Here is an 11,730-nt window from a genome sequence, read left to right as displayed (position 1 = left end):
GGCCTGCCGTCACACGAAAAGGGCCGGGGAAATCACCCGGCCCTTTCGCGTTCTGTTCAATCCGGCGGCCCAGGCCGGCACAGGATCAATGCCCGCCAAGGATCCCGGTGCGCACGCCGTAATCCACGGCGATGGCGTAATCGGGGTCATCGTCGCTGTCGACGATCAGATGCCCGGCGCGGGTCAGCAGCTTGTGGCAATCGCGGCTGAGATGGCGCAGTTGCAGGCGCTTGCCCATGTCCTCGTATTTGCGGGCGACATTCTCGATCGCCTGCAGGGCGGATTGGTCCACTACACGGCTGTCGGCGAAATCCACCACCACGGCCTGTGGGTCGCCCTTGACGTCGAAGAGTTCCACGAACCCGTCGGAAGAGCCGAAGAACAGCGGCCCGCGGATCTGGTAGACCTTCGCGCCTTCGGGAGTGACATAGGTCTTGGCGCCAATGCGTTTCGCGGCGTTCCAGGCATAGGCCAGCGCCGAGACGATGACCCCCACGACCACCGCCATGGCCAGATCGCTCAGAACCGTGACGACGGTGACCAGGATGATGACAAAGGCATCGGTGGCGGGGACGCGCGCCAGGATCTTGATCGAGTTCCAGGCAAAGGTGCCGATCACCACCATGAACATCACCCCGACGAGGGAAGCGAGGGGGATCCGTTCGATCAGCGGGGCGGCAAAGAGGATGAAGGCCAGCAGGAACAGCGCCGCCGCCACCCCCGCGATGCGGGTGCGGCCGCCGGAATTCACGTTGATCATGGATTGCCCGATCATCGCGCAGCCACCCATGCCGCCGAAGAACCCGGTCAGCACGTTGGCCGACCCCTGGGCGATGCATTCCTGGCTGGCGCCGCCGCGTTGGCCGGTGATCTCGCCGACCAGGTTCAGGGTCAGCAGGCTTTCGATCAGGCCGATGGCGGCCAGGATCATCGCGTAGGGAAAGATGATTTGCAGCGTTTCCCAGTTCAGCGGCACCATGGGCAAGTGGAAGGACGGCAGCCCCCCTTCGATGGAGGCCATGTCGCCGACGACGGGCACGTCCAGTCCCAGACCGATCACGATGGCCGCCGTGATGCCGATGCCCATCAGGGGGGCAGGCACGATGCGGGTCAGGCGCGGGGTCAGCCAGATCACCGCCATGGTCAGCGCGGTCAGCCCCAGCATCAGCCACAGCGGCATCCCCGACAGCCATTCGCCGCCACCGGTGCCGTGGCCCGAGGCCTCGACCGTGCCGGGCACCTTGAATTGCGACAGCTGTGCCATGAAGATCACGATGGCCAGGCCGTTGACGAAGCCCAGCATAACCGGGTGCGGCACCAGACGGATGAATTTGCCCCATCGCAATACGCCAGCCACCACTTGCAGCAGGCCCATCAGGACCACCGTCGCGAACAGGTATTCGACGCCGTGCTGGGCCACCAGCGCCACCATCACCACGGCAAGCGCACCTGTCGCGCCCGAGATCATGCCCGGTCGGCCGCCGATCAACGCCGTGACCAGGCCCACCATGAAGGCGGCATAAAGTCCGACCAGCGGGTCGACCCCCGCGACAAAGGAGAAGGCCACCGCCTCGGGCACCAGGGCCAGGGCGACGGTGAGACCCGACAGCAGTTCGATCCGGATGGAATCGGCGGTCAGCTGGCTGGTGGGATTGATCCGGAGATCGGGCCGATCAATACGATTGGCAAAGGCGGCGAATGCTGCACGTTTCAAGGCTGTGTCCGAAGCTGGAAAAGGGGAAATCGCGCGCGTTCTACTGCGGTTCGGGGCAAAAGCCCATGGTGGGCCAGGGAACACCGCCATGCGTTGCATGCAAGCCACGCGGCGCGGCGCTGGAGAAGCGGGGCCGGGCAGAGCGCGGATCAGAGGGGCCTCACGCGAATGTTGCTGGCCAGGCGGCGCCCATCCCCCGTCTGGCAAGGCACAGAGGTTTGACTTTGCCCCGCCGGCGGTCCAACGTCCGCCGCGCCCGGAACAGGATGTCAGATCGTGAACAGCGCCCGCCCCTTTGCCCCGTTTGAATGGATGATCGCCTGGCGTTACCTGCGGGCCCGCCGGGCCGAGGGCGGCGTTTCGGTGATGACCTGGATCTCCCTTATCGGGATCTGTCTGGCCGTCACCGCGCTGATCCTGACCATGGCCGTGCGCACCGGTTTTCGCGAGGAATTCGTGGACACGATCCTGGGGTCCAACGCCCATGTCACCGTCTACAACGCCGCCCAGCGGGACGCGGCCGGGCGGCTGGACCGCGCCATCACGGAATTCACGCCGATGGCTGAGCGGCTGCGCGCCGTGCCCGGCGTGAGCCGCGCCGCGCCGCTGATCCGGGGGCAGGTGATGGCGACGGCGCAGGGGCGCAACACCGGCGTCGCGATCTACGGAATCACCGCCCAGGACCTGGCCACCATCCCGCGCATCGCCGATCCGCTGTCGGCGCGGGGCGATCTGGCAGGGTTCGGCACGGGCATCGCGCTTGGCTCCGGGATCGCGGACGAACTGGGCCTTGCGCCCGGGGACCGGATCAAGCTGATCTCCCCCGACGGGGTAAAAACGGCCTTTGGCACTTCCCCTCGGGTGAAGACATTCGAAATCGCCTACATCTTCACCGCCGGGCGCTATGATATCGACCGCACCCGCGTCTACCTGCCCTTTGCCGAGGCGCAGGAATATTTCAACCGCGAAGGCACCGCCGACGAGATCGAGGTGATGCTGGACCGGCCCGAGGCGCTGGACCGGATTCTGCCGGAGCTGCGCCGCGCCGCCGGCGACCGTGCTCAGACCTGGACCTGGCAGGACGCCAACAACGGCTACCTGCGTGCGCTGGACATGGAGGACAACGTGATGTTTGTCGTCATGACAACGCTGGTCCTGATCGCGGCGATGAACATCGTCTCCGGGCTGATCATGTTGGTCAAGAACAAGGGCCGCGACATCGGAATTCTGCGCACCATGGGGCTGAGCGAGGGGGCGGTGCTGCGCGTCTTCTTTATCTGCGGGGCCTTCACGGGGATCATCGGCACCGCGGCGGGCGTGTTGCTGGGCTGCCTTCTGGCGCTGAACATCGACGCGATCATGGCGGGGGTGAACTGGCTGTCGGGGGGGGACGCCTGGGATGCCTCTGTCCGGGGGATCTATGCGCTGCCCGCGAAACTGGTGCCGGCGGACGTGCTGTCGGCGGTGCTGTTGTCGCTGGGGCTGAGCTTTGTCGTCACGATTTTTCCGGCGCGCCGCGCGGCCCGGATGAACCCGGTGGAGGCCTTGCGCTATGAATGATCCGGTGCTGAAGCTCGACGGGTTGGAAAAGACCTACAACCCCGGCGCCCCGAACGAGATCCGCGTGCTGCGGCAGGCCTCCCTGACCCTGAACCGGGGAGAGGTCGTGGCCCTCGTCGCGCCTTCCGGGGCAGGGAAATCCACGCTGTTGCATATCGCAGGGCTGCTGGACGTGCCCGATGCCGGTACCGTGCGCATCGCGGGTGAGGACATGACCGGCCTGTCGGATCGTCGCCGCACCGCCGTGAGACGCGACGGAGTGGGCTTTGTCTACCAGTTCCACCACCTGCTGCCCGAATTCTCCGCCGCCGAGAACATCCTGCTTCCGCAGCTGGCTGCCGGCCACTCGCGCCGCGCCGGCCAGGCCCGGGCCGAGGATCTGTTGGCCCGCGTCGGTCTGTCCGACCGCGCGACCCATCGCCCGGCAGAGATGTCGGGCGGCGAACAGCAGCGCGTGGCCTTTTGTCGGGCGCTCGCCAACGGCCCGGCGCTGCTGCTGGCGGATGAACCGACCGGCAACCTCGATCCCGCGACCTCGGACACGGTGTTCGACGCGCTGATGGGGCTGGTGCGCGACACCGGGCTGTCGGCCCTGATCGCAACCCACAATCCCGACCTTGCCGCCCGCATGGACCGGGTGTTGCACATGGATGCCGGGCGCTTCGCGACGCCCTAGCCGGCGCCGCCTCGCGCCTGTACCGGCCCCGCCTCGCCCCGGTTGCGGCCTCGCAGCACCTCCGTTCCGGCTGCGCGAATGCCCGTCCCGATGTCGGCGCGGATGCCTTTGGGCTTGCCTTTGCCGGCCGTTCCGGGGTATCCCGCGCGCGTCGACAAGGCGCAAACGCCGCGACGAGGGATACGGGCAGGGTCGGAACTACCGGCCCTCTTTCGTTTGCGGATGCCGGACAAGGCCAATCCCAAGACCGGCGGAGACAACCGCGCGGCCAGAATAACGTGTAAAAGGAAATCAGAGACCACATGGCTCAGAACACCACGATGGAGGAATTCGAAGCCCTCCTGAACGAAAGCTTCGAAATGGACACGCCCCAGGAAGGGTCTGTCGTCAAGGGCAAGGTCATCGCAGTCGAAGCGGGCCAGGCCATCATCGACGTCGGCTACAAGATGGAAGGCCGTGTCGAGCTGAAAGAATTCGCGAATCCCGGCGAAGCGCCCGAGATCGAGGTCGGTGACGAGGTCGAAGTGTACCTGCGTTCCGCCGAGAACGCGCGCGGCGAAGCCGTGATCAGCCGCGAGATGGCCCGCCGCGAAGAGGCCTGGGACCGTCTTGAGAAAGCCTATGCCGATGACCAGCGCGTCGAAGGTGCGATCTTCGGCCGGGTCAAGGGTGGCTTTACCGTCGATCTGGGCGGCGCCGTGGCGTTCCTGCCCGGCTCCCAGGTTGACGTGCGCCCCGTGCGTGACGCCGGCCCGCTGATGGGTCTGAAACAACCGTTCCAGATCCTGAAAATGGACCGCCGCCGCGGCAACATCGTTGTCTCCCGCCGTGCGATCCTGGAAGAATCCCGTGCCGAACAGCGCGCCGAGGTCATCGCCAACCTGACCGAAGGTCAGGCCGTTGACGGCGTGGTCAAGAACATCACCGAGTACGGCGCATTCGTCGATCTGGGCGGTGTGGACGGCCTGCTGCACGTCACCGACATGGCCTGGCGCCGCGTCAACCACCCCTCCGAGATCCTGTCGATCGGCGAGACCGTGAAGGTCCAGGTCATCAAGATCAACAAGGAAACCCATCGTATTTCCCTGGGCATGAAGCAGCTTCAGGAAGATCCGTGGGATCTGGTGGCTGCCAAGTACCCGTTGGAATCCGTGCACAAGGGCCGCGTGACGAACATCACCGATTACGGCGCATTCGTGGAGCTGGAGCCGGGCGTCGAAGGTCTGGTCCACGTCTCCGAGATGTCCTGGACCAAGAAGAACGTGCATCCGGGCAAGATCGTCTCCACCTCGCAAGAAGTGGAAGTCATGGTTCTGGAGATCGACCAGGCGAAACGCCGCGTCTCCCTGGGCCTGAAGCAGACGATGCGCAACCCGTGGGAAGTGTTCGAGGAAACCCATCCCGTCGGCACCGTTGTCGAGGGCGAGGTCAAGAACATCACCGAATTCGGTCTGTTCGTCGGCCTTCAGGGCGACATCGACGGCATGGTTCACCTGTCCGACCTGTCCTGGGACGAACGGGGTGAGGACGCGATCCAGAACTACCGCAAGGGCGACATGGTTCAGGCGGTCGTTTCCGAAGTCGACACCGACAAGGAACGAATCTCCCTGTCCATCAAGAACGTCGGCGGCGACAAGTTCGCCGAAGCCGTGGGCGGCGTGAAGCGCGGTTCGATCATCACCGTCGAAGTGACGGCGATCGAGGACGGCGGCATCGAGGTCGAGTTCGAAGGCATGAAATCCTTCATCCGTCGCTCCGACCTGTCCCGCGACCGTGCCGAACAGCGCCCCGAACGTTTCTCCGTCGGCAACAAGGTTGATGTGCGCGTGACCAACGTGGACAGCAAATCCCGCCGTCTGGGTCTGTCGATCAAGGCCCGCGAGATCGCCGAAGAGAAAGAGGCCGTGCAGCAATACGGTTCGTCCGACTCCGGTGCATCGCTGGGCGACATCCTGGGCGCCGCGCTCAAGCGCGACGACGAGTAATCGTTCCGGACCTCCGGGTCCGACCGCAGACACAGGAAAGCCCCGCCAGTTGGCGGGGCTTTTCGCGTCTTCGGAAGTGCGTGCTATCTTCGCTTCATTTGATCGAAGGGCATTTGCATGGAAAACTTGGAAGAGGCGGACGCGGTATATACCGAACGTATGGTCGAGCTGGCGTGCCGTGCGCATTCACAGCGCCAAGAAGCCAAGCTGATGATCAATCAGGCTGCTTTGGACTCGGCGGCGCTGGTGGTGAAGTCGCTTATCCTGGTGAACGGCGGGGCTGTCATCGCTCTGCTCGCGTTTGCAGGGGCCATCGAATCGGCCAATGGTGCCGACATCGACATCGCACATCTGGTAAACCCCATGTCTCGCTTTGCCTGGGGCGTAGGTCTGGCAATCGTGACCTCGGCCTTTGCCTAACTCGTCAATTTTCTGGATTCAGGACTCTTCTCGACCGAGACCTATTTCTACAAACCGCCGTTCATTCGTCCGGACAGCAAAGCCAAATGGCCGCTGCGCGTCCGTATGGCCTTCCATATCGGCGCAGTTGCATCAGCCCTTGGGTCCATGGGATGTTTCTTTGCCGGGATATGCAGCGTCGTTTCTTCCATGCAGACGCTTGCCCTCTAACCCTACCGCGCGCGTCGGGCGATGAAGGCGAGGTTGTTGGCGGGCATTTCGATGACATGGTCGAGGTTCAGCCAATTGGCGTGCAGCATGTCCGTCACGTCGTGATCGTCCTTGTAGCCGATCTCGGGATCGGTGGCGCGCAGGTCGGCATCAAAGCGTTCGTCGCCGGGGCTGGTCAGGATGCCGTTGCGGCGGAAGGGGCCGTAAAGGACGAAGGTGCCGCCGGGGGCGAGGGCGCGGCCGACTTCCTCGATCAGGATGTCGGCTTCCTGGCGTGAGACAAGGTGCAACAGGTTGACCAGCACGATCAGATCCTGGTTGCGATGCTCCCGCGCCCAGCCGGGGACGGTGGCGTTCAGATGGACGGCGCGGCGGATGTTGGTCAGCCCTTCGTGGGCCGCATGGGCATCGATGCTCTGCCTGCGGTCGGCGGCGATCTCGCTGGGTTGCCAGGACAGGTCGGGCAGGCGGCGGGCCAGGTGACAGACATGCTGCCCGGCGCCCGAGGCCAGCTCCAGCGCCAGCCCCCGCGCGGGGCCGTGTTCGGCCACCAGGTCAGTGATCGGTCCGGCGTTCCGATCCGCCGCAGGCAGGCGCAAGCGCCCGCCTGTCATAGGTTCGAATCTGCGGGCAGAGGGGGGGAGCTTCCGGGTCATGCGGCGAACCTTGCAGGGGCGAGGGCAGCGGTGGTGGCGGCGTCCAGTTCCGCAGGACGGCCGGCGATCAGGTCGGCGGTCAGCCGGGCCGCAGCGGGGGCGGTCTGGAAACCGTAGCCGCCCTGACCCGCCAGCCAGAAGAAGGCCGGGTGGTCACTGGCCCGGCCGATCACCAAACTGCGGTCAGGGGCAAAGGTGCGCAGCCCCGCCCAAGAGGTTTCGACCCGTGTCACCGGGGCGGTCACCATGTCCTCGTAGCGGGCGAGGCCCTCCGCCAGCACCATGTCGTCAGCCCAGGCATCCATTGCCGGTACGGGGTCTTCCTCGCTGGGGGAGACGACCCAGCGGCCGCCGGCGGGGCGGGCGTACCAGCGCTCGGTGATCTCCTCGGTGAAGGGCCAGTTGGCGATGTCGTGCCCTTCGGGGGCGGGCAATTGCGCCATGGAGCGGCGCATCGGTTGCAGGCCCAGCGGAGCGACCCCGGCGAGGGAGGCCAGGCCGTCGGCCCAAGCGCCGGAGGCGTTCACCAGGATATCGGCGGTGAACATCTTGGCTCCCGCCGTGACCTGCCAGCGGCCGTTGGCGCGGGAGATGCCGGTGATCTCCGCTCCGGTGCGCAGCTCTGCCCCGGCGGCTTTTGCCCGGCGCGCGGCATTCTGGATCAGCAGGTCGGTGTCCAGATCCCAGGCCGCCGCTTGCCACCCGGCGCGGGCGATCAGATCGGCGCGCAGGATCGGCAGTTTTGCCTGGGCTTCGGCGAGGTCGATGGCGGCCAGCCCCATGCGGGCGGCCTGATCGGCAAAGGCGTCTTCCTTGCCTGCGCGGGCGATGACCATCAGGCCGCGCGGGGACAGCACGCCGCCGTCCAGATGGTGATGCGCCTCGGCGCTGGCCTCGTTCAGGGCGCGCACGGCCCCATTGCCATAAGCGGGCAGAAACATCGCCGCCGACCGACCGGAGGCGTGGCTGGCCAGGTGGGTCTCACGCTCCAGCAAGCGGAGTGTGGCATCGCGCGCCAGCGCCGCTGCCGCGGTGATCCCGGCGACACCGCCACCGGCGATCAGAATGTCGGTATGGTCGTTCATGGCGAAACCATGACACGGGGCGCGGGGAAGTTACAGCCCCCTCCAGCGCGTCAGGCGGCGCGCGGGAGGCGCCTGTTTCGGCGTCCTGTGGACGGGGCGGGCAGGCGTTCGGCGAGGCGGCGGGGCCGGGGCGAATGGGGACAACAGGCGGGTACGAACGGGGTGAAACAGCAGAAGGCCCGCCGTTTCGGGCGGGCCTTCGTCATCGGGCCTGGGGGGCGATTATTGCGGGATCTCGCCGTCCAGCCCTTCGACGTAGAAGTTCATGCCGGCCAGGGTGCCGTCATCCGCCGTCTCGCCCTCGGCCAGCCAGTCGGAGCCGTCCTGCTTCTTCAGCGGGCCGGTAAAGGCGTGGTAGCTGCCGTCTGCCAGCGCGTCCTTCAGGGCCAGCGCCTCTTCCTTGACCTCGGCGGGGACCGCATCGGTGATCTCGCCGATGCCCACCATGCCCGGGCCGATGCCATCCCAGGTGTCCATGCTTTCCCAATTGCCATCCATGACCGCCTGCACGCGAGCGATGTAATAGGGCGCCCAGTTGTCGATGATCGAGGACACCCGCGGTTTCGGCGCGAATTCGGCCATGTCGGAGGCCTGGCCAAAGGTGATCACGTTGCCTGCCGCCTCGGCCGCGGCCTGGGGCGCGGTGGAATCGGTGTGTTGCAGGATCACGTCGGCGCCCTGTTCGATCAGGGTGCGGGCGGCGTCGGCTTCCTTGGCGGGATCGAACCAGGTGAAGGCCCAGACGATCTTGAACTCGACGTCGGGGTTGACCTTCTTGGCGTGGATATAGGCGGAGTTGATGCCGCGAATGACCTCAGGGATCGGGTAGGAGCCGATATAGCCCACCACGTTGCTTTCGGTCATGTGGCCCGCGATCGTGCCCTGCACCGCCCGGCCCTCGTAGAAGCGCGCGGAATAGGTGGAGACGTTGTCGGCGCGCTTGTAGCCGGTGGCGTGCTCGAATTTCACGTCGGGGAATTTCTGGGCGACGTTGATCGTCGGATCCATGTAACCGAAAGAGGTGGAGAAGATCAGATCGGCACCGTTCAGCGCCATCTCGGTCATCACGCGTTCGGCGTCGGGGCCTTCGGGGACGTTCTCCACGAAGACGGTTTCGACCGCGTCGCCGAATTCCTCCTCGACCGCCAGGCGGCCCTGGTCATGTTCGTAGGTCCAGCCGCCGTCGCCGACGGGGCCGACGTAGACAAAGCCGACCTTGACCTTCTCGGCGTGGCTGGCGGCAAAGGCGCCGGTGGCAAGCGCCAGGGTCATGGCGGCACTGGCCAGGAATGTTCTCTTTTGCATCTGCTTCTCCCTGATTGGTGGTGGCAGCGGGCCTCACTGAGAGGCGTGAAAGGACCGTCCCAGCGAGGCAGGCGCCCGGCTGCGGTCCGCGGACATGATGACCAGCACGAGGATGGTGATCAGGTATGGGGACATGGAAAGGTATTCGACGGGAATGGCAAGGCCCGCCGCCTGTAGATTGAGCTGTAGTACGGTGACGCCGCCGAAAAGATAGGCACCCAGCAGGACGCGCCAGGGTTTCCACGAGGCAAAGACCACCAGCGCCAGGGCGATCCAGCCGACGCCCGCGGTCATGCCTTCGGTCCATTGTGGCACCCGGATCAGGGAGATGTAGGCCCCGCCCAGCCCGGCGCAGGCGCCGCCGAACGCGATGGCGGCCACCCGGATCAGGCGGACCTTGTAGCCAAGGGCATGGGCGGCGTCGTGGTTCTCACCCACCGCGCGCAGCACCAGCCCGGCGCGGGTATAGGTCAGAAACCCCCAGACGGCGGCGACCAGCGCGACCCCGAAATAGACCATCAGATCATGACCGAACAGGATCCGTCCGACCACCGGCAGATCGGTCAGCACGGGGATGTCCAGCCGGGGCGTGGCGGGCGGTTTGATCCCGACATAGCCCTGGCCCAGCAGCGATGACAATCCCAGCCCGAACAGCGTCAGCGCCAATCCCGACGCCACCTGGTTGGCCAGCGCGAATTGCGTCAGCCCGGCGAACAGCAGCGAAAGCAGGGCGCCGCCCGCAGCGGCGGCGACAAAGCCGATGGTGGGGGAACCGGTGCCCACGGCCACGGCAAAGCCGCATATCGCGCCGGTGATCATCATCCCCTCCACGCCCAGGTTCAGCACGCCCGCGCGTTCGACGACCAGTTCGCCCACGGCGGCGATCATCACGGCGGTCGCCGCCACCATGAGCGAGGCGATCAGCAGGACGGGATTGATTGCGGACAGGTCCATCAGGCGGTCTCCCTCGTGGCGGGACGCAGGCGGTAATTGGTCAGGACATCCACCGCCAGCAGAAAGAACAGCAGCATCCCCTGGAACACCTGGATCGCGGCGGCGGGCAGGCCCAGCTGGCTTTGCGCGCTGTCACCGCCGATATAGGTCAACGCCATCAACAGCCCGGCCAGCAGGATGCCCACCGGGTGCAACCGCCCCAGAAAGGCGACGATGATCGCGGTGAACCCGTAGCCGACATTGAAATCGATGCTGACCTGGCCCGCTGGCCCGGCCACCTCGAACAGACCCGCCAGACCTGCCAGGGCGCCAGAGGTGCCAAGGCAGAACAGGATCAGCCGCGCAGGCCGCACACCCGCGAACCGCGCGGCGCGGGGCGCCTCGCCGGTCAGGCGGATGTGGTAGCCCAGGATATGCCGGTTCAGCAGCACATAGGCAAAGATCACCGCGATTACCGCCGCCGCAACGCCCCAATGCATCCCTGTCCCGGCGAACAGCTCGGCATTATGGGCCGACGCATATTGTTGCAGATTTCGCGATCCGGGAAAGCCGAAGCCCTCGGGGTTCTTCAACAATCCGAGGGAGGCGGAGGCAAGAAGCTGTTCGGCCACATAGACCAGCATCAGCGACACGAGGATCTCGTTGGTGCCGAACCGGACCTTCAGAAGGGCCGGAATCATCGCCCAGACCCATCCGCCCAGGGCGCCGGCGATGACCATCAGCGGAAAGATGAACCAGCCCTCCATCGGATAGAAGGCCAGGCCGACACCCGCGCCGCAGATGGCACCCAGGATATATTGCCCCTCCGCCCCGATGTTCCAGATCCCGGCGCGAAAGCCCAGGCTGAGCCCGATGGCGATCAGGACCAGCGGCGCGCCTTTGACCAGCAGCTGCGGGCGATAGTAGAATGCGAATTCGCCGAACAGCGGATCCCAGAAGATGACGCGCAGCGCCTCGACCGGGTCCTTGCCCAGGGCGGCGAACAGCAATCCCCCGGCAATCATCGTGGCCAGCACCGCCAGGAACGGGGTGACATAGGCGAACAGGGCCGAGGGCTGCGGCCGTTTTTCCAACCTCAGCATCCACGCCGCTCCATCTTTGTCTCGTCAATACTTTCCGGGGGGAGAGGCGCCCGGTACGGCGCCTCGGGGGGCGGAAAGCCCCC

At 65.9% G+C, this 11,730-nt stretch carries 10 protein-coding genes; 4 read left to right on the top strand and 6 right to left on the bottom strand.

What is annotated here, in order from left to right:
* Positions 1–85 precede the first annotated feature (85 nt).
* A complete protein-coding gene (locus tag G5A46_RS01305) occupies positions 86–1,714 on the bottom strand; it encodes a SulP family inorganic anion transporter (protein ID WP_163846554.1) in 1,629 nt (542 codons plus the stop codon).
* A gap of 273 nt (positions 1,715–1,987) precedes the next feature.
* Here G5A46_RS01305 and G5A46_RS01300 point away from each other — a divergent pair, with 273 nt between their 5' ends.
* From G5A46_RS01300 to G5A46_RS01285, 4 genes are all read left to right on the top strand, one after another.
* The gene (locus tag G5A46_RS01300) at positions 1,988–3,274 is read left to right on the top strand and encodes a lipoprotein-releasing ABC transporter permease subunit (RefSeq protein ID WP_163849828.1); all 1,287 of its coding nucleotides are present in this window, start codon (positions 1,988–1,990) and stop codon (positions 3,272–3,274) included.
* Positions 3,267–3,950 (top strand): ABC transporter ATP-binding protein, encoded by a 684-nt coding sequence (locus G5A46_RS01295; RefSeq protein ID WP_163846552.1) that lies wholly within the window; start codon positions 3,267–3,269, stop codon positions 3,948–3,950. Before G5A46_RS01300 ends, G5A46_RS01295 begins: the two co-directional genes overlap by 8 nt.
* A gap of 302 nt (positions 3,951–4,252) precedes the next feature.
* Positions 4,253–5,935 carry a 30S ribosomal protein S1 gene (gene rpsA, locus G5A46_RS01290; RefSeq protein WP_163846550.1) on the top strand — a complete coding sequence of 561 codons (1,683 nt, stop codon included), beginning with the start codon at positions 4,253–4,255 and terminating at the stop codon, positions 5,933–5,935.
* 117 nt (positions 5,936–6,052) lie between these two features.
* The gene (locus tag G5A46_RS01285; RefSeq protein WP_163846548.1) at positions 6,053–6,355 is read left to right on the top strand and encodes a hypothetical protein; all 303 of its coding nucleotides are present in this window, start codon (positions 6,053–6,055) and stop codon (positions 6,353–6,355) included.
* 212 nt (positions 6,356–6,567) lie between these two features.
* On the opposite strand, the gene G5A46_RS01280 is transcribed toward G5A46_RS01285, so the two are convergent.
* From G5A46_RS01280 to G5A46_RS01260, 5 genes are all read right to left on the bottom strand, one after another.
* Positions 6,568–7,221 carry a DUF938 domain-containing protein gene (locus tag G5A46_RS01280; protein ID WP_163846545.1) on the bottom strand — a complete coding sequence of 218 codons (654 nt, stop codon included), beginning with the start codon at positions 7,219–7,221 and terminating at the stop codon, positions 6,568–6,570.
* Entirely contained in the window at positions 7,218–8,306 is a 1,089-nt protein-coding gene (locus G5A46_RS01275; protein ID WP_163846542.1) for an NAD(P)/FAD-dependent oxidoreductase, read from the bottom strand. The genes G5A46_RS01280 and G5A46_RS01275 overlap by 4 nt, the downstream gene beginning before the upstream one ends.
* A 222-nt stretch (positions 8,307–8,528) precedes the next feature.
* Positions 8,529–9,611: a BMP family ABC transporter substrate-binding protein gene (locus tag G5A46_RS01270; RefSeq protein WP_163846540.1), complete on the bottom strand. Its 1,083-nt coding sequence runs from the start codon at positions 9,609–9,611 to the stop codon at positions 8,529–8,531.
* A gap of 33 nt (positions 9,612–9,644) precedes the next feature.
* Positions 9,645–10,565, bottom strand: coding sequence for an ABC transporter permease (locus G5A46_RS01265; protein ID WP_163846538.1), 921 nt, complete (start codon positions 10,563–10,565; stop codon positions 9,645–9,647).
* A complete protein-coding gene (locus G5A46_RS01260; protein ID WP_163846536.1) occupies positions 10,565–11,647 on the bottom strand; it encodes an ABC transporter permease in 1,083 nt (360 codons plus the stop codon). Before G5A46_RS01260 ends, G5A46_RS01265 begins: the two co-directional genes overlap by 1 nt.
* Between the last annotated feature and the right edge of the window lie 83 nt (positions 11,648–11,730).

Origin of the sequence: Pseudooceanicola aestuarii (assembly GCF_010614805.1) — a bacterium.
Taxonomy (GTDB): domain Bacteria; phylum Pseudomonadota; class Alphaproteobacteria; order Rhodobacterales; family Rhodobacteraceae; genus Pseudooceanicola; species Pseudooceanicola aestuarii.
The sequence above is the reverse complement of the archived record's forward strand: the minus strand, read 5'-3'. Positions and strand labels throughout refer to the sequence as shown.

What these genes read in the sequence shown, in the direction of transcription:
- G5A46_RS01295 (WP_163846552.1), top strand. Translation starts at nt 3,267, where the DNA reads ATGAATGATCCGGTGCTGAAGCTCGACGGGTTGGAAAAGACCTACAAC.
- rpsA (WP_163846550.1), top strand. Translation starts at nt 4,253, where the DNA reads ATGGCTCAGAACACCACGATGGAGGAATTCGAAGCCCTCCTGAACGAA.
- G5A46_RS01285 (WP_163846548.1), top strand. Translation starts at nt 6,053, where the DNA reads ATGGAAAACTTGGAAGAGGCGGACGCGGTATATACCGAACGTATGGTC.
- G5A46_RS01280 (WP_163846545.1), bottom strand. Translation starts at nt 7,221, where the DNA reads ATGACCCGGAAGCTCCCCCCCTCTGCCCGCAGATTCGAACCTATGACA.
- G5A46_RS01275 (WP_163846542.1), bottom strand. Translation starts at nt 8,306, where the DNA reads ATGAACGACCATACCGACATTCTGATCGCCGGTGGCGGTGTCGCCGGG.
- G5A46_RS01270 (WP_163846540.1), bottom strand. Translation starts at nt 9,611, where the DNA reads ATGCAAAAGAGAACATTCCTGGCCAGTGCCGCCATGACCCTGGCGCTT.
- G5A46_RS01265 (WP_163846538.1), bottom strand. Translation starts at nt 10,565, where the DNA reads ATGGACCTGTCCGCAATCAATCCCGTCCTGCTGATCGCCTCGCTCATG.
- G5A46_RS01260 (WP_163846536.1), bottom strand. Translation starts at nt 11,647, where the DNA reads ATGCTGAGGTTGGAAAAACGGCCGCAGCCCTCGGCCCTGTTCGCCTAT.